The following is a 21,725-nucleotide window of genomic DNA, read 5'->3' on the forward strand; positions in this document are numbered from 1 at the left end:
GGAAAGCTACCAGGATCGGAACCGGACTCCCCTGACAGCCGCGATCAGCGGGCGGCGTTGAGCACGGCCGTCGCGACCTCGGTACGGGAGCGCAGACCGGTGCTCGTGAACAGCCTGGTGATGCGGTGGGCCACCGCATCCTCGCTCAGACGCAGCACAGCGGCGGCCTGCCGGTTGGTCAGCCCCTCCGCGATGAGCGTGGCCAGCAGGTGTTCGTTTTCCCCGGTCGCCTGCTTGCGGCCGGGCACGGCGACTCCGGCGTCGCGCATCGCTGCCCTGACGCGGAAACGCCACAGGGCGGCGCCGGTCTCGCCGAACAGTTCGTACGCCTCGTGCAGCAGTGTCGTGGGTCCCGCGCCCGCGATGGCGGCGGTGACCAGCGCGATACCCGTCTCGAACGGCTGCTTGCGTGACCGGGCCAGGTCCACGGCTTCGCGCAGGCGGTCGCGGACATCCTCGGCCGGGTCGTCGGCCGGCACCCGGGCCGACGTCAGCAGATACAGCAGCCGTGATCGTCCGCTGCCCGTCCGCTCGGCGAGCGTGTGCAGCCTGCCGAGACAGGCTGACGCGTCGGTGTGCCGTCCGGATTCCTCCGACACGACGGCCAGGGCGGCCCACAACTCGTCCGTGGCGTAAACGGATCGGCGCTCGTCCGCCGCGTTCAAGCCGCGCCGCAGGATGTCGGCTGCCTGATCCAGGTCGCCAAGGGTCCGCAGCACCTCGGCCTCGTAGTGGTCCAGGGTGTGCTCCAGCGGCCCGATCATGCGACCCCGCACGCTGTCCAGCAGGCGGGTGGCGCTGGTGGTGCGGCCCCGGGCGAGCAGGATGGCCGCGGTCCTGGCGGCCAGCAGATGCTGGGTCGGTGCCACGCTGAACATCCCGTCGTGCGCCAGTGCCGAACGCGCCAGCGCCATCGCCTCGTTCCAGCGGCCCTGCAAGTGGTACAGCAGGAAACGGCCGGTCGCAGACAGTGCCTCGGGGGGCGTGCCGCGAGCCGACAGCAGGCCTTCGGCGCGTCCCAGATCGCCCGCGCCGAGAAGGATGTCCAGCTGCGCGGCGGTCATCGTGTAGACCCGTTCCGGAGCCATGCCGGCCAGGTCGAGGTCGTCCAGCGAGCGCAGGAACCTCTCTGGGCGTCCCAGCACGTATTCGCAGGCCGCACGGTACACCTCGGGATGGAAGCGGTAGGCAGGACCGGTGTTCCACACCGCCTCCGTGCGGTCGAGCAGAGCCAGGGCCTCGGGCCACCTCTCCAGCAGACACAACGCCAGTGCCTTGCCCGCCACCTCGGTGAAGGCAGGCAGCGGCAGCTCGTCCCACCAGCGCTGCGCGGCCATCAGGGACACCCGCGCCCAGTCGTCGTCGGCCGCCGCGGCGGCCACTGCCAGCACGCCCGCCTCCTGCAGCTCCAGCTCCCTGAGACTCTCGTCCGGGTCGCGCAGGATCGCCTCGGTCTGCGCCGTCGAAGCCGAGTAGTCGCCGTTGAAGAAGGAGACTTTGGCGTACTGGAACAGCGCGGCATCGCGGACGGACAGCCGCTCGGTCAGGAGCGCGGCGGTTCGCAGCCACCGTGCGATGTCCCGTGTTCCGAGGACGGGATAGAACCGGTCGGCCGCCGCCAGCAGCTCCGTCGCGGCACGGCTGCGATCGACCAAGGTGCCCGCGTCGGCGATCCGGTCGGGCAGATAGCGTCTGGCGTCCGCCTCATCGATGAGGAGGGCCGCCGTGTGCGCGGCTCCACCGGCTGCCCACAGCGCCTCCACCGCGGCGGCCGACAGGCGTCGGCGAGCAAGCGGGCCCAGCCGTTCCCGAAGAGCGTGCTCCACCAGCGGTATGCGGAACTGCCAGCCGCGTGCCGGACCGCCGGCGTCACGAGAGGGCAGTTCGTCGACGATCCCGGCGTCGGCAAGTGCGCGGATACTGGCCTCGACGTGCGCCTCGGACAGCCTGCCGCACGCCGCGCCCAGCTCCACCGCCCGTCGGCCGAGCGGCCACAGGATGCTCAGCGCCGAGGCCGCCGTCCGGCGTGCCGCGCCCAGCGCGTCCAGGGCTGCGATGAAACGGTCGTCGTCCGGCAGCACCGGTACGGGCGCGGTCTCGTCCAGATACGCGTGGCCGTCGACCAGGCGTATCGCGTCCTGCCGGACCCACCCGGTGAGCAGCGCGTCCATCGCGCCAGGAACTCCGCGGCTGAGGGAGTACGCCAGCTCGCTGAGCCGGCGGTCGGGTACCGCCTCCAGCTGCCGGCCCACGGCGGCCGTCACGTCCTCGGGGCCGAGGCGTGCCAGGCCCACGGTGAGCACTGCACGGTTGCGCGCCAGCCGTTCGACCGCCCGACCGGCGCGGGAAGACCCGCCCGCCGAGCCGTGGTCGACCGCCGTGAGCACCAACCGGGCACCGGCCGCGTGGCGTTCGGCCCCGACCCTGCCCAGCAGGGCGAGAGAGTCCGAATCGGCGAGGTGGACATCATCGACCAGCACGACCACGGGCGCCGACTGCAGCAGCGCATCCGCCAGGGCCCCGCCGCCCGCCGCCCGGTCGTCCTGTTCGAGGGCGGACAGCACATCCGCGGCCGGAATGCTGGAAAGACGTCGCCCGGTGGTACGGGACCGGTGTTCCTCCAGTGCCGTCACCATGCGCAGCACGAGCAACAGGGGGTGCTCGGCGTCGCCGGGCACGCAGGCCAGTGAGAGCACCGCCACTCCCTCCGCGCCCAGCCGCTCGGCGGCGGCTCGTGCCAACGCGGTGCGCCCGGCACCTCGTTCGCCGTGTATCAGCACCAGACGGCGGTCGTTCGGATCGAGGACGCAGTCGCGCACGGCGTCCAACTCCGAGCGGCGGCCGATCAGGCACGAGCGTGTCAGGCGCACCGTCGTACCGCTGAGGACCACATCCACACCTGATGGACCGGCCACTGTCGCACCGCACCTTTCACCTCACGTGCCTGGTCGGCGGGGTCGCCGAACAGGCAACTGTGGCCCCGGTGGAGCGGGGGTCTTCCACCGTCGGCCATTATGGCTCTCCGGAGGGGCGGACGATCGGGTCCCCCTCAGTCGACCGGCTCAGAATGGCCGCTCGCGGCGGCAGCCCACGAAGCGGGCCGGCGGACGCGCAGCCGGCCGCCGAGCGGTGGAACGACACAGACGGGTGTTGGGTCTCCCCCTGCGTGTGCGGTTCCGGTCGGACATCGAACACGCACCAGGAGGGGCTCGTGCAGCAGCACTCCGTACCTCTGATCGGCAGGAACGAGGAAGTCCAGGAGGTGGCCGGAGTCTTCCGCGCCACAGGCCCAGGGGCGACACGGACTCTGCTGGTCACCGGTCGGGCCGGAAGTGGCAAGACCGCTGTGGTGGAACAGGCCCGGCGGGCCGTGGCGGCCGAGGGCGGCAGGGTCCTGCGGCTCGACTGGGACGCCGCCGAGAGCCCGCCCGGCCCGGCAGCCCTGGCCGACATGGCCTGCGGTGTGTTCGCCAAGATCCACGATGGCCGGCTGCCGGTCCGCGTCACCGCCGTACGCAGGGTGCAGGGGCGGACCTCCGGGCGCGGCGGTGACCTGCCCCTGCTGTCCGTCATCGGAGAAATGCTGGCGGACGCGGCGCACTTCACGCCCTTCGCGCTGCTTCTTGACAGCGCCGAGCGGATGCCGCGGCCGACCGCCTCCGCTCTGGCGCTGCTGCTGCGCGCGTTCCGGCCTGCGGGGGTGCCGGTGGTGATCGCCGGGCGCTCGGCACCCGCGGGGTTCGGTGCTGGTTCGCAACTGTCGGCGGTCGCCGACCAGGTGCTCGACCTGCCGGCGCTTTCGGCATCCGTCGTCGGCGAGTTGCTGGTCCGGCGACTGGGCCGTCCCGCTGAACCGGGTCTTGGGGCGGCCGTGTTCCGTGCGCTGGGGCCGCTGGCCGGGAATCCGGAGGCCGTGCTGTCCGTACTGGCCATGTTGGAGGAACGCGACGGGCTGCTCGAGTTGGACGGCCGGATGTGCCTGGCGGAGCCGGAAGGGAGGCTACGGCTGCGTACCGACGTGGCGGAGCTGGGCCGGCTCGGGTGGCCGGACGCCCTGCCGGACGCCGAAACGATGGAGACGGCGAGCGTGCTGGCCCGGATGCTGAGCCGGACGCGACTGTGGCTGGAGGATCTGGACTGCGTGACGCAGTCGGCCGGTGCCCTCGCAGATTCCGTCAGCCGGGCGGTGGACCGGATGGCCAAGGACCGGGTGGTGGCCGTCGGCCGGGACGGCCGGATCACCTTCGCCGTCCCCGCCCTCGCGGCGGCGCTGTGCGCCCTGCCCTCACGCCTCGACGTGCGGGTGGTGCACGCGCGGATCGTCACCAACGTGACCGACCGGTTGGACGTCGCGACCGCCGGCGCCCTCCATCCGCGGCTGAGTGACCACGTCGACGCCGCGGGCCGGTTGCTGGACGACGAACTCGCCGTGCCGCTGCTGCTCAACGCGGCCGGGAAAGACACCAGGGCGGACCAGCCGCGTGCGGTCCGCGCCTACCTGGCGGCGCTGCGCCGGCTGTCGCCGGGCGACCGCAGAACACCGGACGTGCTGCGTGACGCCGCCCTGCTCGGCCTGCGGTGCGCCGACCACGCCGGCGTGCTGGCGCTCGCCGAGCCGTTGCTCGCCTGCCTCAAGGCGCAGCAAGGTGAGGATCGGGACGGCCTGGAGAGCGCCACCCGGGCGTGGGCTCTGGCGTCGCTGTACGAACACCGGCCCGCGCCCGCGGATGTCGAGGACGCGGCTCATCCCTACCAGGCGGTGCTCGGCCGGATGCCCGCCGCCGCCCCGCTCCTGGCGATCGGCGGCCGCTACGGGATCGGCCCGGTACATCCGTGGCCCGAGCCGGAAGGCGGTAACGTCGGTGGGTCCGGCGACCCGTCACCCTCGTGGGCCGAATTGCGGCTGCTGGCAGCCGCCGTGGGTGGTCGCGCAGGGATCGAACGCGCCCGGAGCGCACTGCCTCCGGACGCGCTCGACGAGGCCGTCATGGACCGGTTGCGGGGCGCCGCCGCCTACGGTGACCTGGCGGGCGGGTTGCAGGCCGTGCTCGGCGACCGCTGCGTCGACGCAGGTCACAGTACGGCCGGCCGCTACCAGGGCCTGGTGCGCGACTATCTGGCGGGGCAGTGGGACGACGCGCTGTCGGCCGCCTTGAGCATCGAGGCGCGTGGCCGGGCCGAAGGTCTGGGCGAGGTGTGCCAGCTGGCCAGGGCGCTGGCCGCCGAGATCCTCAGCGTCCGTGGGGAGCTGGCACGGGCCCGCGCATGGCTCGGCCTGATCCCCGAATCCGTCACGCATCCGCTGGTGGCCCGGGTGCGGCTGGGCGTGGGTAACCAGTCGGGCCGGGTTGAAGAGGCGTTCGACGAGGCGTGGCACGACGTGAAACGGTCACGGCAGGACGGGCTGCTGGCCGGCCTGGACAGGTTGCTGCTGCAGATCATCTACTTCAACGTGACGGAGGACGGCGACATCCGTGTCGCCCAACGGGCACTGGAGGAACTGGAGGACTTGTACGAAGAGGCGCCCTCGCGCATGGCCTGGGAGGCGCTTCTCGTCGGGCGTGGTGCTGTGCTCCGCGACGCGGACAGCGCGCTGTCCGGGCACCGGCTGGTGCTCCAGCGCGGCGACCGGTACCTGGCCGTCTGCAGCGCCCAGTGCGTGGCGGACGCAGGCGAGGACCCCAAGCGCTGGCTGGCTGAGGCGGTGCGCGGCATGGGGGAGCTGAAGGCCGGACGCGGCGTCCGTGCCCGGCTCGACCGGTCGGCGCAGCGGCACAACCTGCCGGTGCCCAGGAGTCGTTCGGCCAGCGAGGAGTTGAGCGAGCGGGACATCCGGCTGATCGAGATGGTCAGCGACGGGGCGACCAACCGGCAGATCGCCGCACGGCTGGCGTGCAGCGAGAAGACCGTCGAGCAGCGGCTGACCCGGGTGTTCAAGCGCACCGGGCGGCGCTCCCGGGTGGAATTGGCCGCTGCCTGGCTGGACGGCACCCTGGCCCGCAGCGGTCTGGTGCCCGACGCGCCACCGCGTGGTGCCCCGGCGCGGTCCGGTCCGGAGGAGGGCTGAACGGGCAGGCAAGATCTTTGTCCCCGCGGACAACGTCACCGCGCCGGGACCGGTACGGCCCGCGCGGCTTCCTACGCTGAGCGTGCAATCACCCTGCGATCCCGCGAACCGACGGATCGCAGGGCCGTCCACGGGCGGCACGGAACATCACGAACCCGCAGGAGACGGTCCGATGAGTACTGTGGTCGTGAAACGCTCACCTCGCGTGGCAGGCCCGGAGGCCGCTTCGGCAGGCCGGATCGAGCTGGCCGAGCCGCCGGTCCTCGGTGAGCCCGCGACCGCGGATTTCAGTTCGGCGCTGATGTACCTGCCGATGGCGCTGGGCGTGGGCGCCATGGTCATGATGTTCACCGTCGGTGCCCGTTCGCCGTCCACGTACATGATGTCGGGGATGATGGGCGTCGCCATGATGAGCATGGGGCTCAGCCAGATCGGCCGACGCGGCGCCGAGCGCAAACGCAAGATGCGTGTCGAACGCCGCGACTACCTGCGCTACCTCGCCCAGGTGCGCAAGCAGGTCCGGCAGGCCGCGGCCGACCAGCGGGCCGCGGCGTACTGGGACAACCCGCGTCCGCAGGACCTGTGGGCGCTCGCGTCGGGGCCGCGGCTGTGGGAGCGCAGGGCCAGCCACGACGACTTCGCTGCGGTGCGTATCGGCCTGGGCACGCGCCGCGCCGATCTGGTGCTCGTACCGCCGGAGACCAAGCCGGTGGAGGACCTCGAGCCGCTGTCCGCGATCTCGCTGCGCCGGTTCACCAAGGGGTACCAGTCGGTCGGACACCTTCCGCTGCCGGTCCCGCTGCGCCGGTTCACCAGCGTGGAGTTCGCCGGCGACGGGGCAGCGGCGCTCGGCCTGCTGCGTGCCATGATCGCCCAGCTGGCGGTGCTGCACTCGCCGGACGAACTGCGCATCGCACTGCTCACCGACGTGGCGGGCCGTAGCGAGTGGGACTGGCTGAAGTGGCTCCCGCACAACGCCCACCCCTACGAGGAGGACGCCGCAGGCCCGCTGCGGCTCGCGGCCGACGACCACGACGCGCTGCTGGGGCTGCTCGGCCCCGAGCTGACCGACCGCCCCGACCACGAGCCCGAGGCCACACCGCGGGCGGGGGAGCCGTTCGTGGTGGTGGTGGCGTACCGGGTGCACATCCCGGAGACCTCCCGGCTGCTCGGCGCGGGTCTTCGCAACGTGGTGTTGCTCGACGCCACCGGCTCGATGACGGGCGGACCACAGGTCTTGCGGCTGAACGTGCGGGACGGCGAGGTGGAGTACCCGGCGGGTGAGACCACGGTGACCGCGGAGGCGGACGCGCTCACTCTCTCGGAGGCCGAGGCCCTGGCGCGTGTTCTGGCCCCGATGCGTACCAGCGGCGGTGTCGACTTCGTCGAAGAGCCACTGGAGACCGACTTCGATCTCAGCGCCCTGCTGGGCATCCGCGATCCGCGCTCCTTCGATGTGGCTGCCCTGTGGCGGACTCGTACCCTCCAGAGCACCCGGCTGCGGGTGCCCATAGGCATCACCGAGGACAACGAGGTCCTGGAGCTCGACCTCAAGGAGTCCGCTCAGGCCGGCATGGGTCCGCACGGGCTGCTGATCGGTGCGACCGGCTCCGGGAAGAGCGAGCTGGTGCGCACCCTGGTCGTCGGTCTGGCGGCGACCCACTCGTCGGACGTGCTGAACTTCGTGCTGGTGGACTTCAAGGGCGGTGCGACGTTCCTGAACATGGACCGCCTGCCGCACACCTCAGCGGTGATCACCAACCTCGCCGACGAACTGCACCTGGTCGACCGGATGCGCGACTCGTTGAACGGCGAGATGATGCGCCGTCAGGAACTCCTGCGGGAAAGCGGCTACTCGTCGTTGTTCGAGTACGAGAAGGCCAGACTCGGCGGTGCCGCGCTCACCCCGCTGCCCTCGCTGGTGATCGTGGTCGACGAGTTCTCCGAACTGCTCGCCAACAAGCCCGAGTTCGTGGAGCTGTTCGTCAGTATCGGACGCCTGGGCCGCTCCCTCGGCGTGCACCTGCTGCTCGCCTCCCAGCGCCTGGACGAAGGCCGTATCCACCGCGTCGAGGGTCACCTGTCGTACCGGATCGCGCTGCGCACGTTCTCTTCCATGGAGTCCCGCAGCGTCATCGGCGTGGGCAGTGCCTACGAGCTTCCCTCGGCGCCCGGCAACGGCTATCTGAAGGTCGACACCACCAACCTGGCTCGCTTCAAGGCCGCCTACGTCTCGGGCCCCTGCCCGGTGACCGCCACCGCCGCTTCCCCCGCAGAGCTGGTGCCGGGCGCCGACGAGGTGGTCGCTTTCACCATGGAGCAGCGCGTCCCCCAGTCGCGCGACGCCCTGGAGGCCGCCGAGGAACCCCTCGCGCAGCAGCCGGAGCCGCGGCCCGCCGAACCCGCCTCGGACGACGAGGAAAGCCTGCTCGAAGCCCTGGTCAACCGGCTGGAAGGGGCCGGTCCGCCGGCCCGCCAGGTATGGCTGCCGCCCCTGGACACCTCGCCCAGCCTCGACCAGCTGCTGCCCGGCATCGTCCCGGACCCGCAGCGTGGCATGAGCGCGAACGACTACCCCGCGCTCGGTGGACTGCGGGTGCCGCTCGGCATGGTCGACCGGCCCTTCGAACAGCTCCGGGAGCTGCTGGTCGCGGACCTGTCGGGCGCCGACGGCCACATGGCGATCGCCGGGGCGCCGCAGACCGGCAAGTCCGCCATGCTGCGCACCCTGATGCTCGCCCTCGCCCTCACCCACACCCCCGCGGAGGTCCAGTTCTACTGCCTTGACTTCGGCGGCGGAGGTCTGCAGTCCACCGCGGGACTGCCCCACGTCGGCTCCATCGCCACCCGCATGGAACGCGACCGCGTACAGCGGACCATCGAGGAGCTCACCCAGTTGCTGGAGGCCCGTGAACAGCGCTTCACCACGTTCGGCCTCGAGTCCATGACCGCCTACCGCGAGCTGCGCGACCGCGGTGAGATCGACGACCCGTACGGCGACGTCTTCCTCGTCGTCGACAACTGGTCGACCCTCAAGCAGGACTTCGAGGAACTCGAGACACGCATCACCGATCTGGCCGCCCGCGGTCTTTCCTTCGGGCTGCATGTGGTCGCGTCCGCGGTGCGCTGGTCGGAGATCCGGCCCAGGACCCGTGATTTGTTCGGCACCAAGTTCGAACTGCGGCTCGGTGACGCCGTGGAGTCCGAGATCGGCTCCAAGCTCGCCGCGAGCGTGCCCCACCAGCCGGGCCGCGGCCTCACCAAGTCGCACAACCACTTCCTGTGCGCCCTGCCAAGGCTGGACAGCTCGTCGGGGACCGACAACCTCACCGCCGCGACCAAGGCCGCCGTCGCCGAGATCGACTCCTTCTGGACCGGGCGCCCGGCCCCCGGGGTACGCCTGCTGCCCGCCAAGCTGCCGTTGGACAAGCTGCCGGCACCCGACGGCGACCTGCGGTTCTGCACCGGCTGGGACGAGCAGCGGCTCGCCCCGGTGTGGCACGACTTCAACACCACCCCGCACCTGATGGTGTTCGGGGACAGCGAGACCGGCAAGACCAACGTGCTGCGCCTGGCGATCGACGCCATCACCCGCCGCTACCCGCCCGAGCAGGCCCGCATCCTCCTCGCCGACACCCGCCGGGACCTGCTGGGTGACGTGCCGGAGGAGTACCGCGTCGGGTTCGCCGTGGACGGTGAGGCGCTCGGCAAGCTCGCAGGCAATGCCGCGGTGTCGCTCGGCAAACGCGTTCCCGGTCCCGACATCGCCCCGGAGCGCCTGCCGCGGCGCGACTGGTGGACAGGGCCGAGACTTTTCGTCCTGGTCGACGACTACGACCTGTACGCCACCGGCCCCGGCTCCGGCTCCCCGCTCAACGCCCTGGTACCGATGCTGGCCCACTCGGTGAACATCGGTCTGCACATGGTGATCTCCCGCTCCACCTCCGGTGCCACTCGCGCCATGATGGACCCGGTCCTGCGCCGCATCTGGGAGCTGGGCAGCCCGGCGTTGCTGCACTCCTATCCCAAGGAGGAAGGCAAGTTCATCGGTGAGGCCAGACCGCGAACCCTGCCACCCGGCCGCGCTCAACTCGTCACCCGGCGCGGTGTACGGCTGATGCAGGTGGGATTCGCCGGATCGTGACGGCCGCACCGGACACCTGCCCCCGGCGCCGCACTCCACTCTCTCCAGGAGCACTATGACAACCGCAGTACCCGCTCCCCCCACCCCCGGGGCGGTGAGCACCGAGGTGTGCCGGCTGACCATCGCCGGACCGGCCGGCCGCGCCGATCTGGCCATACCCGTCACCACCCGTGTCTCCGCCCTGCTGCCGGTGCTGATGCGTCACATCCCCACCGATCCGGCCCGCCCGGTCGGTACCTGGGTACTGCAACGTCTCGGCGAGGCACCGCTGGGCCTGGACGCCACGCCGCAGAGCGCGGGCCTGTACCACGGCGACGTGCTGTATCTCCGGCCCGCCGACGACCCGATACCGGAGCTGGAGTTCGACGACGTCTCCGAGGGCGTCGCGCACGCCGTCGGCTCGCGACTGGACCGCTGGCGTCCCGAGCTGACCCGCAGGCTCTTCCTGGCCCTCGCCTGCCTCGTGCTGGCGGCCCTCGCCGTGGCCGTTCCCCGGGTCGGGCAGGGACCGTTGGTGCCCGTCCTGTACGGCGTCAGCACCGTTGTCCTGGGCGCCGGCTGCGCCCTGGACCAGCGGCGCCCCGCCGACCGCGCGACGGGGTTGATCACCGGGATCGGCGCATGCGTGTTCGCCGCGCTGGCCGGACTGACCGCCGTGCACGGCACCGCGGGGCTGCTGTCCCCCCGGCACACGGACATCGTGCTGGGAGGCGGCGCCGCGGTGCTGGCAGCCGCCGTTGTGCTTCCGATCCCCAGGCTTCCGCTGGCGGTGACCGGTACGACGCTGCTCACCGCGGTCCTGGCGACCCTCACAGGAGGGCTGGCCGCCTTGTCCGGCTGGGACGCCGCCCGCAGCGCCAGTACGGTGGCGGTCGTCTTCTTCCTCTTCGGCCACCTCGCGCCGAGGGCGTCGCTGCGGCTCGCCCGCATCCGTGTCCCCCAACTGCCGCGCAACGCCGACGAACTCCAGGAGGACATCGACTCCCAGCCCGAGCACCTGCTCACTCGGCGCGCCGTGACCGCCGATGCCGTCCTCACGGCGGTCAGCGTCGCCACCGGGCTGCTCTGCGTCCCCGTGTTCGTCCTGCTCGCCGGGGAGCGCGGCTGGATCGCCTGGCTGTTCTCTCTGGTCTTCTCCGGCGCGTTGCTGTTGCGCTCGAAAAGCCTGCGGGCGACCTGGCAGCGCATACCGGCGGCTTTCGGCGGCGCGCTGGGCCTGCTCACCGTGGTGCTGTCGTGGTCGGCAGCGGTCTCGTCCGCCGCCCGGTGCGCGCTGCTGCTCGGTCTGCTGGTCGCCGCATTGCTGCTGCTGGTCGGCGCGTGGCGGCTGCCCACGGCCCGGCTGCTGCCGGTGTGGGGCCACACCGCGGACATCCTGGAGCTGCTGACCGCGCTGGCCCTGCTACCGCTGTTGCTGCAACTGCTGCACGCCTACGCGTACTTCCGAGTTCTGGTCAGCTGAGGAGACAACAGCAGTGCAAAGCCGACGTGACCATCTGCAGGCCTACCAGTTCGCCACCGGCCGACTGGCCTCGGCACTGGTCTCCGGTGACCCCGGAACCGGTGAGGCTCCGATGCGCCGGTCCGGACTCGGCGCCGCCTTCGGCGTCATGGTCGCCGCCCTGCTGGTCGTCGCCGCCGTCGTCTACGGACTGATCAAGCCGGCCGACACGGATTCCTGGGCCAAGGCCGGCGCCCTCGTCGTGGAGAAAGAGACGGGCACCCGTTACATCTACGTGAACGGGCGGCTGCACCCCACCGTGAACTACTCCTCGGCACTGCTGGCCCTCGGAGGCACCTCCGGCGTGCAGGACGTCTCACGGGCCGGCCTTGCGGACGTGCCCCGCGGCACACCCATCGGCATCCCCGGCGCCCCCGACGACATCGCGCAGCCCTCCGCACTGCTGACGGGCGCGTGGACGGACTGCCTGCACCCCGGCTCCGGATCCGGTGAGGTGCTGGACTTCGACCCGGGCTCCGCCCGGCCGCTGCCGCTCGACGCCCGCGTCCTGGTGTCCGGTCCCGACGGCACCGAGTACGTACTGTGGCAGGGCATCAAGTACCCCGTCGGCGGCCGGACCGCGCTCATCGCCCTCGGCCTTGACACCGAGGAGCCCGTCAAAGCTCCTTCGGCCTGGCTGAACGCCCTGTCCACCGGCACGGCCATCGCCCATGCCGTGATCCCCGGCGCCGGTACCGGATCGCGGACCGTGGCGGGCAGCCACGCGCAGACCGGGCAGTTGTTCCGTACCGTCGTCGGCGACGACATCCACTACTACATCCTCAAAAGTGACGGGATGGCGCCGATCACCGCCACCGAAGCGGCCCTGCTCGCCGCGGCGCCGGGCGGGCATCAGCCGCGGCAGGTCAGTCCCGCGGACGTCGCCGCCGTCCAGGCCTCCGCCGACCACTCCCTGCTGCACCGCATTCCCGACCTGTTGGGCGGCACCGACGCCACCACCGGCGGCGCGGCGCTGTGTCTGCTGCAGTCGGTGGACGGATCCCGTGTGCGCACTTCCGTGGTGCGGGAGACCGGCAGGGCGGCGACCAAGGGTTCCGCGATCGTCGTCCCGCCGGAGCACGCGGTGCTGGCCATCCCACCGAGGAAGACATCGGACTCCAGCACGCCCGACCCGTATCTGATCACCGATCAGGGGGTGAAGTACCAGCTCATCGGTCAGGCGGCGGAGTCGCTCGGGTACGGCGGCACCACCCCCCGGGTGCTGCCGCAGTCCACGCTGGATCAGATCACCTCTGGTCCGCGGCTGAGCCGGGACCAGGCCGCCCAGGCCGTCCCGGGGACAAACTGACATGGCACGTCCGTCCGGGGAACACCGCATCGTTCGCACGGAGTTCGGGCACCGGCTGTCCGCGAGGCTGGCCCGCGCGGCCCTGCGCGTCGGTGGCCCCGCGCTGGAGTACAGGAACGTCGGCCACGCGCTGCTGGTCCATCCTCGCGGCTTCGTCGACAGCCAGGCGCTGACCTTCGCACAACGCCTGGCCGCCGACCCCCAGCACACGCTGGTCGTTCTCGACCTGCCCGCGAGCCCGGAGGGCTCGGTGTGGGAGACGGTCGCGCGCGCACTGGACCGGAGAGGCCGCAGTTTCCGGCTGGTTCCCGGCCGTGGCACCCGGGAGGATGTCAAACACGCCGCGCAGTGGCTTGCCGACCGGCTGGAGCGCGTCGTGCTCGCCCCGGACGGCGCCGTGCTCCCCGCGGCGGGTGGCGCGTTGTTCGTCCCCGCCCAGCACGGCCTGGGTTGGCTGCGCTACGGGCCCAATCTGCCGTCGATGCCGGACTCCCGGCGCTTCCCCAAGCCGCAGTGGGAGTTCTCCGTCCCCGACGGACCGCAACCGACCGGGGCGGGTGGCGTGGTCGAGCCGCTGCCCGGCGGGGTGTGGATCCGCGGCACCTGGGAGGACGCGGCGGCCCCCACCCACCGACAGCGGCTGGTGAACCTGATGGCCGTGCACCCGGACCTGCTCGCAGTGGCGATCGGCAGCCCGGGTACGTCTGCCCTGCCGGTGGAGGAGATCACCGCGTTCTGGCACGCCCTGCCCTCCCGGGTCCGGCCCCTGGTGCGCTTCGTCTCCTACGGCCCGGTGGCCGCCCCCGACGGGGCCTCGTTCGGACAGGCCCTCGCCGACCTGCTGGGACAGCGGATCGCCGTCTACGCCGGCCTGCCGGTCCCCGGCGTCGAAGACGGGGTGCCGCAGGTGCGTACCCTCCGGCGCGACGGAACGCTCGGCTGGCGCCCGTACGCCGACGAGTTCGGATTCATGCCGCGCTCGAAGAGCGACGGCCGGGCTCCGGCACCGGTCGCGCTCAACACGCGTGCCCCGTTGGGGGCCGTCCCCGCCGTCGCGCCGGGCGTCTACCAGTACGCGCCCGATGTGGTCCTTGAGGTCGTGCAGAGCGGGCTGTGGGTGCGCCCCCCGGCCGAGCCCCACGACGGTCACGCGGTGCGTTCCGCGCCCGCCGACCCGGCGTGCCCGGCCGTCCTGTACGACGGGACCAATCCGATGGCGGCGGACCGCATGCGGTTCATCGCCTACGAGTTGCTGAGCGGCCTCGACCCGTCGTTCGGCCGGCGAGGCCGCATCATGCCGTCCAGCGAGGCGGGCCGCTTCCCCGGCGAGGGCCACCCGCTGCACGTGGCCGACGTGTCGGCGGCCTTGGCGGAGGGCGGGCCGACGACCACCGTTGCCAGGCCGGCGAGCGGTCGCGTCCAGGAGGAACCACCGAGCGGCCGGGAGGCCGTCCCGCTGCCCCCGGTGGACGCGGGCACCTGGGCCGATGACCCTCCCGCACCGGCCGCACATTCCGATGCCGGGGCCGGACCCGAGTCAGTCCCACCGAGGCGGCAGCCGTCTCTCGAGCCGCGGCCCGACCCCTCGGACCCGCAGCCCAGGAGGGAAGCGCTCGTTCCGGACGCCGAGCGGCCGGTGCCCGGCCCGGAGATGTCCGAAGTCGAGCCCGTGGCCACGGGCCAGGGCAACGCCGCGCCGGTGTCGCCCCCGCCGACCCCGGCGGCGTCGGCCGCCCCCGTACCGACTCCGGCGCCCCCTTCCACGACCCCGCACCCGGAGCCGGCCATGCCGAAGGCACCCGCCCCCGAGGCCACGTCGCCGGGCGCACCGCGTATTCGCCTGGAGTCGCCCATGCCTGGGCCGCTTCCGCCGAGCCCGCAGCCGCCCGCGCAGACGACGGACGATACGGGGGACGCGGCCCCGGACGACGGCGGTCGGGTCCCCGAACCGGCCGCGGCCCCGCCCACGCACCCATCCGGACAGGAGGCGGGGGAGGTCCTCCAGGCGCAGTCCACTCCGTCAGCCGCCGCGAGCGTGCTGCCGCCGGAGAAGGGCGTCGACCGTGAACGGGACTGGGTCCGACGCAGTCTCGGAGAGCGCTACGACACCGCGGTGGCCTTCGTCTCCCGGGTGTTGTCCGAGTCACCGGGGCTGCACGGCGGGCCGCGCAGTTCCGTGGCCGAGGCCCTCACCGACCTGGCGGCGATCCGTCTGTACCTGTCGGGCGCGACCTGGGCGATCGATGCCGCCATCCGGGCCGGCACGGCCGGGCCGCACGTTCCGCTGGCCCGCTGTGCCGCCAGCGGGCTGCGCCGTCTGCCGTCGTACCGGGGCGCCACCATGGTGCGCACCACGCTCACCGCGGCGGAGCGCGGCTGGTATCAGGAAGGCAAGGTGGTGACGGAGAACTCCTTCCTCGCCGCTGTGTCGACCGTGCGCCGCGGTATGCCGGGCAACACCGATGTCCTGGTGTGGTCACTGACCGCGCGCCGGACCGCCTTGGTGGCGCCGGACCTGCCGGACCGGGTGCTGTTCGCGCCCGGCACCCGGTTCAAGGTGCTGCGCACGGAGGGCGGCGACCGGCCTGTCGTCATGCTGCGTGAGCTGGCCGCCGCCGAGTTCGACGAGCATGGCCGCACCGGCGACGGCCGCGTGCCGCTCGACGAGATCGCGCTGGCCGGGCTCGAACAGGTCCGTGGTTTCTGGACGGAGGCAGAGAAAAGTCCGGACGGGCGAGCGGGTGAGCCGCTGTCCGAGGAACACACGGGCGCGCTGTGCGCCGCTCCCGGGCTGCGCAACATCGGCAGACCAGGCGGGCCGCCGCGGCCCGCACCCTCACCCGGCACCGTGCCACAGAAAGGGACGAAGCCGTGAACCGGCAGGTCCTGCGGGTCTCCGCGACTCAGTCCGGCGCCTACCGCACCGTGTCCCAGGCGCTGGCGGCGGCCGGGGAGGGTGCGTTGATAGCCATCGCGCCCGGTACCTACACGGAAGCCGTCACCCTCACGCGGGCGGTCACGCTGTCCGCTGACGGAGACCCCGGAAGCGTGCGGCTCGAGTCACCGGTGGGCAGTACCGTTACCGTGGCCGCCGAAGCGGTGCAGCTGTCCGGCCTCACTCTGTGTGGTTCGGACGAGAACGTGGCGGTCCTGGACGTTCGCCGTGGCCAGGCGGCGCTTGACGGCTGCACCGTGACGGGGCGCAAGGCGTGGGCCGCCGTTCTCGCCTGGCAGTCCGGCCAGCTGGCCGTCCGTGACTGCGCGGTGAGCAATCCCGGCGGTGCCGGGATCGTCGTCACCGCAGCCACCGCCAACACCGTCGAACGCACCACCGTCACCGATCTGGGCTCCTCCGCCGTCGTCGTCGCCGAGAGCGGACGCCTCACGGTGCGCGGTTGCACGCTCGAGCGCATCCGCGGGAACGGCATCTGCGTCAACGGCCAAGGCGGCGTCACCGTGGAGACCACCAAGGTGACGGGAAGCCAGAAGCCGGCGATCGTCGTGGAGCAGCAGGCCAGGGCGGAGCTGACGGCCGTGACCGTCACCGCGTCCGCCAGTCTCGACGCATACCTGACGAGTTCGGGGCTGACCACGCTCACCGACTGCACCCTGAGCGGATCGGGCGCGCAGTCGGTACACATCAGCGGCGGAGCCGGTCCGCTGCTGCGCAGCTGCACGATCACCTCGGTCGCCAACAGCGCACTGCAGGTGACCGGCGGTTCCAAACCGCGCCTGGAGAACTGTGAGATCAACGACGTGCCGGTGGCCGTCGTGGTCGAGGACGGCAGCCAGGCCGCGTTCCGGGGGCTGCGCGTCAAGGGCGCGGCGCGGACCGCCGTACAGCTGAGCGGCGGCGCCACCGCCGTTTTCGAGGAGCTGTCGGTCTCCGACGGTTCCGCCGGGCTGCGGGTGACCGGCTCCGCCCGTGTCGAGCTGGATGCGGGCGACCTGGATCTGGGCCAGGGCACCGCCGTGGAGCTGAACGACGGCGCCACCGCCCGGTTGGAGGGCGTGCGGCTGCGTACCGCGGGCGACTGGTGCATCGCCGTGTCCGGCGGCGCGCGGGCCGAGGTGCAGTCGTCCACGATCGCCGATGCCGGCGTTCTCATCGGCACCGACGGTGAGGTGGCGCTGCGGGACAGCGAACTGTCCGGAGCCCGCGGAGACGGAGTACGGGTACTCGGCGGCGGCACACTCGCAGCGACCGGCTGCCGGGTGCACGACGCGATGGGGCACGGGGTCAACGTACAGGCGTCCGGCCGGGCCGAGCTCAGCGACTGCACGATCACCGACAACACCGGCGACGGCATCCGCAGCAACTCGGAAGAGCCGGTCGGCGTCCAGCGCTGCGACCTCGCCAACAACGGCGGCTCGGGCGTCAACCGGCTGCGCGGCGGTGAGGACGCCGAGGAGCCGGCGCAGACCATCCCACCGTTGCACCGGTCCGGCGCCGGTCCGCATCCCGCTCCGGCCCCGGGCCGCGAGCGGCGCACCGCTTCCGGCAACAGCACCGGGCCGCTCGCCGAACTCGACGCCCTTGTCGGGCTGGAGAGCGTCAAACGCGAGGTCACCGGTCTGATCAACCTCAACAAGATGACGCAGCGGCGCGAGGAACTCGGCCTGCCCATGCCGCCGATGAGCCGCCATCTGGTGTTCGCCGGCCCACCCGGCACCGGCAAGACCACCGTGGCCCGGCTCTACGGTGCCGTCCTCGCCGAACTCGGCATCCTCACCCAGGGGCACATCGTCGAGGTCTCCCGGTCCGGGCTCGTCGCGCAGATCATCGGTGGCACGGCGATCAAGACCACCGAGGTGTTCAACAAGGCACTCGGCGGCGTGCTGTTCATCGACGAGGCGTACACCCTCACCAACCAGGCGAGAGGCAGCGGTCCCGACTTCGGCCAGGAGGCCGTCGAGACGCTGATGAAGCTGATGGAGGACCACCGCGACGAGATCGTCGTCATCGTCGCCGGATACTCCGAACAGATGAACCAGTTCCTGGAGTCCAACCCCGGAATGGCCTCTCGCTTCGCGCGGACCGTTGAATTCCCCAACTACGAGGTGCCCGAACTGGTCACCATCGTGCGGGGCCTGTGCGACAAGCACTACTACGACCTCGACGAATCAGCCGAGAACGCCCTCACACGGTACTTCGAGAACATCCCCAAGGGGCCGACGTTCGGCAACGGACGTGTCGCCCGCTCGGTGTTCGAGACGATGATCAGCAACCAGGCGTCGCGACTCGCCGTCGACCCGCCGCACGACACCGCCGCACTCAACCGCCTTGAGGCGGTGGACATCGGGTCCATTCCGCGGGCCGAGGGCACCGTACCGGAGGCCCGGCCGGGGCCGTCCGGGCGCGCGCACCCGCAGCCACCGACGGAACCGCCCCCGGCCATGCGCCGCCTGGCCGGGCTGTGCGGCCTTCGCGACGTCCGCGCCGCGCTGTTGAAGCGCACCAACGAGCTGGTGGCATCGAGCCGCGGCGGCAACCCCCCTGTCCCGGGCACCAACGTCGTTCTGGCCGGTGAGCAGGGCAGCGGGCGGCGTGCCGTGTCCACGCTGTACGCGAAGTGCCTGGCGGAGAGCGGGGTACTGGCCAACGGAGTGGTGCACCGGACCGTGCTTTCGCGGATCCCGACCCGCTGGGCCGAACAGGCGACCGCCTACACGGCCATGCTGTTCGCCGAGGCCGAGGGCGGAGTGGTCGAGCTGGAGCTCGACGAGCCCTTCGCCGCACGGCCGGACCAGGAGCGTTCCGCGGTGTGGGAAGCCGTGGCAGCGGCGGCTTCCCGCGCACCTCGCACCGCACTGGTGCTACGCGGCGCACACGCCCGGCTCAGCGAGGCACTGCGGGAACGCGACGATGTCGCCCGCTGCTTCGCGGAGTACCTGCGCTTCCCCCGTCCCACCGCGGAGGAACTCGCCGACCTGGTCTGCCGTCGCCTCGTCGCACGCGGCTTCGACATCGACGAGACGTCCCACCGGATTCTGGCCGTCCGGCTGGCCGGCCAGCCGCCCGCGGACGGGGCCTGGGGCGCGCACCGGTTCGCCGACCGGATCGCCGAGCGGGCACCGTCTCCGGTTCTGCGGCTGAGGGACACTCCTGGAGCCGCCGCCGGGCCAGGATCCCCCGCAGCACGGGACGTGCGGGCACAGGCGCTTGTAGCGGAAGGCAACGAACCGCACGCGCTGTTCCTCGCCGGCTCGGCACCGAGCCAAGATTGAATCGTCGCCGGCCGTGAGTGAGACGGCGGCACCCCATTGATACCGGAAGGACGAGCGATGCTTGATCAGCAAGTAGACGTCGTGGGCATGCGGGCCGCACAGCCCCACTTCGAGACCGCGCTGACCGAAACCTCCCGCGTGTACAGCAGCATGCACGACCAGGCGATGGCCCTGGAGAGCAGCTGGAAGGGCGACGCCGCCGAGCAGTTCATCCAGGCGCTCAACGACTGGCTGGAGAACTGCAACACCGTCAGGCAGCAGCTGCAGATCGTCACCGACAAGCTCGCGCAGCACACCGGCGTCTACCAGCAGGTCCACTCCGACACCACGGACCAGAGCAGGAGTCTGACGCAGGTCGTCTCCGCCGGTCTGCCCGGGTTCTGACCCGGACGCCATGGTTGGCCGCCCCGTCCGCCGACCGTCCTGCCCCGCTCCGGAACACACCTCGTTGATGATGAAGGGAAGCACACGATGACGACGTACCAGGTGGGCCTGGAACAGATGGAATTCGTCGGAGGCGAGATGGACTCCATCACCAAGCAGATCAGCCAGGCGCTCACCGACCTGGACGACGGTTCCAAGCAGAGCCTCGCCCAGTGGTCGAGTGACGCGCGCGACGCGTACAACAGCGCGAAGGCCAAGTGGGACGCCGCGGCGGCGGCCATGCAGGCGCAGGCAGCCGCCGCGACCCAGGCCCTGGGCCACATCGACGGCTTCTACACCCACGGTGAGAAGTACGGCGTCAGTCTCTGGGACCAGTGACGTGGCGACGGCAGGCCGGAAGTCGCGTGAGGATGTGGTGAGCAGTGACCTACGGCACGCTTGACGGGACCCTGCCGCCTTCCTCGACCGCCTCCAAGCCGACGGAGCCGCAGCAGTACTCCGGCGGTACCTACACGGACGGCAGCACGGGCCACATCGACCAGGGTTCGCTGCCCAGGATACCGGCCATTCCCGGTATCCCCTCGCAGGGCGCCAACGGCCAGACATCCGTGGACACGTCGTCGCTCAAGAAGTTCGCCGACAACCTGGACGCGCTGACCGATTCGCTCGGGGGCGCCAGGACACGCGTCGTGAACCTCCAGCCCATCGCCGCCGGCACCTTCAACGAGGCGAAGACGTTGGCGCAGGCGGTGACGGGTGACAACGGACTGCAGTCGAACTACGGCAACTCGCTGCACCTGCTGCGACAGGCCCTGATGGACACGGCCAACTCGATCAGGTCGCTGGCGACCAAGTACTCGACGATCGAGGAGATGAACCAGAAGGCCGGCAACGACCTGCAACAGCTCATCCAGGGCGCGCAGGGCGATATCCAGGCACTGGAGCAGGGCCTTCAGCCCCAGGGAGCGATCCAGGGCAGCTCCTCCTCACAGCAGCAGTCGGGGCAGCAGCAGGACTGACCGCCGTCGGGACTTCGGCGTGTGGCTCGGTGAGGCGTCACCGAGCCACACGTCCGGTCGGTCCCGCGGCTTCCGGCCCTGCGGACACGCAGGGCAAGGCATGCGACACGACGATCGACAGACGCCTCCCGCACGTGGGGCTCGGCACAGGTGACGACGGCGCAAAGTCCGTGAGGCGGACGGTGCGCCCTACAAGCGTTGGGCGACGGGAGCGCGCACAGCATGTCAACCGACAGCGGCAACAGCAGCGGTAGCAGCGGCGGCGGCAGCGGCGACCCCGCCGGTGAGTACGGTGACTGGGACTGGAAGCAGGTGATGAAGGCGGTCACCGGCCAGGACCCCGACAATCCTGACCAGAGCCAACCGTCGAACCCGCAGTCGCTGCAGGACGCCGCCAACACGTTCTGGTACGTGGAGCAGGTGCTCCAGGAGGTCGGCCAGTCCGTCTCCGACCAGACCGAAGCGCTGGCCGGGCAGTACGGCCCCTGGCAGGGCCCGGCGGCCCAGGCCTTCACGAGCGCGATGCAGCAGCTCTCCAAGGACGTCACCGGCATGACCAACGCCCTGTCCGGCGGTTCCACCGGAGACCTCAATGTTCCGCAGCAACTGGCGAACAACGCGCAGCACCTGCGGGAGGCGATGGCGAAGCTCCAGGACATCGACAACTGGTACGCGCGCCAGGCCCTGGAAGTGGACCCGAGCGCCCAGATGGACGACGGCCGGGTCATGGTGAGCAAGATCAAGCAGATCCCGACCATGATGGGCAACGACATGCGTCAGGTGCTCATCACGCTGGCCCAGCACTACAAGCTCACCCAGGACAACGTCCAGCTGCCGAACCAGCCGGCCAACCCCACACAGCAGGGGCAGAGCCAGGGAGCCGCGGACGCTGGGTATGCGTCGGCGGTGCAGGATCCGGGTGTGGCGTACGGGTCGGCGTCGGTTGCGGGGCAGCAGCAGGGGCAGAGTGTGGGGGCTGCGGACGCTGGGTATGCGTCGGCGGTGCAGGATCCGGGTGTGGCGTACGGGTCGGCGTCGGTTGCGGGGCAGCAGCAGGGGCAGAGTGTGGGGGC

General features: G+C 71.6%; 11 protein-coding genes. 10 read left to right on the plus strand and 1 reads right to left on the minus strand.

The window, feature by feature from the left end; genetic code table 11:
- Nucleotides 1-44: 44 nt before the first annotated feature.
- Nucleotides 45-2,870 (minus strand): AAA family ATPase, encoded by a 2,826-nt coding sequence (locus AB0D74_RS43860; RefSeq protein WP_362599939.1) that lies wholly within the window; start codon nucleotides 2,868-2,870, stop codon nucleotides 45-47.
- 341 nt (nucleotides 2,871-3,211) lie between these two features.
- Between AB0D74_RS43860 and AB0D74_RS43865 the strand changes: the two genes are divergently transcribed.
- The 10 genes from AB0D74_RS43865 to AB0D74_RS43910 all read left to right on the plus strand — a co-directional run.
- Nucleotides 3,212-6,067, plus strand: a complete 2,856-nt coding sequence (locus tag AB0D74_RS43865; RefSeq protein WP_362599941.1) for an AAA family ATPase — start codon at nucleotides 3,212-3,214, stop codon at nucleotides 6,065-6,067.
- 172 nt (nucleotides 6,068-6,239) lie between these two features.
- Nucleotides 6,240-10,211 carry a type VII secretion protein EccCa gene (gene eccCa, locus AB0D74_RS43870; RefSeq protein WP_362599943.1) on the plus strand — a complete coding sequence of 1,324 codons (3,972 nt, stop codon included), beginning with the start codon at nucleotides 6,240-6,242 and terminating at the stop codon, nucleotides 10,209-10,211.
- Between the two features lie 55 nt (nucleotides 10,212-10,266).
- The gene (gene eccD / locus AB0D74_RS43875) at nucleotides 10,267-11,673 is read left to right on the plus strand and encodes a type VII secretion integral membrane protein EccD (RefSeq protein WP_362599945.1); all 1,407 of its coding nucleotides are present in this window, start codon (nucleotides 10,267-10,269) and stop codon (nucleotides 11,671-11,673) included.
- A gap of 13 nt (nucleotides 11,674-11,686) precedes the next feature.
- Nucleotides 11,687-13,021, plus strand: coding sequence for a type VII secretion protein EccB (gene eccB, locus AB0D74_RS43880; RefSeq protein WP_362599947.1), 1,335 nt, complete (start codon nucleotides 11,687-11,689; stop codon nucleotides 13,019-13,021).
- 1 nt (nucleotide 13,022) lies between these two features.
- Nucleotides 13,023-15,896 (plus strand): hypothetical protein, encoded by a 2,874-nt coding sequence (locus AB0D74_RS43885; RefSeq protein ID WP_362599949.1) that lies wholly within the window; start codon nucleotides 13,023-13,025, stop codon nucleotides 15,894-15,896.
- Nucleotides 15,893-19,249, plus strand: coding sequence for a right-handed parallel beta-helix repeat-containing protein (locus AB0D74_RS43890; protein WP_362599951.1), 3,357 nt, complete (start codon nucleotides 15,893-15,895; stop codon nucleotides 19,247-19,249). The genes AB0D74_RS43885 and AB0D74_RS43890 overlap by 4 nt, the downstream gene beginning before the upstream one ends.
- A gap of 57 nt (nucleotides 19,250-19,306) precedes the next feature.
- Nucleotides 19,307-19,633 carry a WXG100 family type VII secretion target gene (locus AB0D74_RS43895; RefSeq protein ID WP_362599953.1) on the plus strand — a complete coding sequence of 109 codons (327 nt, stop codon included), beginning with the start codon at nucleotides 19,307-19,309 and terminating at the stop codon, nucleotides 19,631-19,633.
- A gap of 87 nt (nucleotides 19,634-19,720) precedes the next feature.
- Nucleotides 19,721-20,011, plus strand: coding sequence for a WXG100 family type VII secretion target (locus AB0D74_RS43900; protein ID WP_362599955.1), 291 nt, complete (start codon nucleotides 19,721-19,723; stop codon nucleotides 20,009-20,011).
- A gap of 44 nt (nucleotides 20,012-20,055) precedes the next feature.
- Complete coding sequence (locus AB0D74_RS43905; RefSeq protein ID WP_362599957.1) at nucleotides 20,056-20,652, plus strand: hypothetical protein; 597 nt, start codon at nucleotides 20,056-20,058, stop codon at nucleotides 20,650-20,652.
- 222 nt (nucleotides 20,653-20,874) lie between these two features.
- On the plus strand, nucleotides 20,875-21,725 hold an 851-nt coding region (locus tag AB0D74_RS43910), incomplete at its 3' end, for a WXG100 family type VII secretion target (RefSeq protein WP_362599959.1).

The sequence above is a fragment of the Streptomyces sp. NPDC048278 genome (genome assembly GCF_040652195.1).
In the GTDB taxonomy this organism is placed as follows: domain Bacteria; phylum Actinomycetota; class Actinomycetes; order Streptomycetales; family Streptomycetaceae; genus Streptomyces.

What these genes read in the sequence shown, in the direction of transcription:
- AB0D74_RS43895 (WP_362599953.1), top strand. Translation starts at nt 19,307, where the DNA reads ATGCTTGATCAGCAAGTAGACGTCGTGGGCATGCGGGCCGCACAGCCC.
- AB0D74_RS43885 (WP_362599949.1), top strand. Translation starts at nt 13,023, where the DNA reads ATGGCACGTCCGTCCGGGGAACACCGCATCGTTCGCACGGAGTTCGGG.
- eccD (WP_362599945.1), top strand. Translation starts at nt 10,267, where the DNA reads ATGACAACCGCAGTACCCGCTCCCCCCACCCCCGGGGCGGTGAGCACC.
- eccCa (WP_362599943.1), top strand. Translation starts at nt 6,240, where the DNA reads ATGAGTACTGTGGTCGTGAAACGCTCACCTCGCGTGGCAGGCCCGGAG.
- AB0D74_RS43900 (WP_362599955.1), top strand. Translation starts at nt 19,721, where the DNA reads ATGACGACGTACCAGGTGGGCCTGGAACAGATGGAATTCGTCGGAGGC.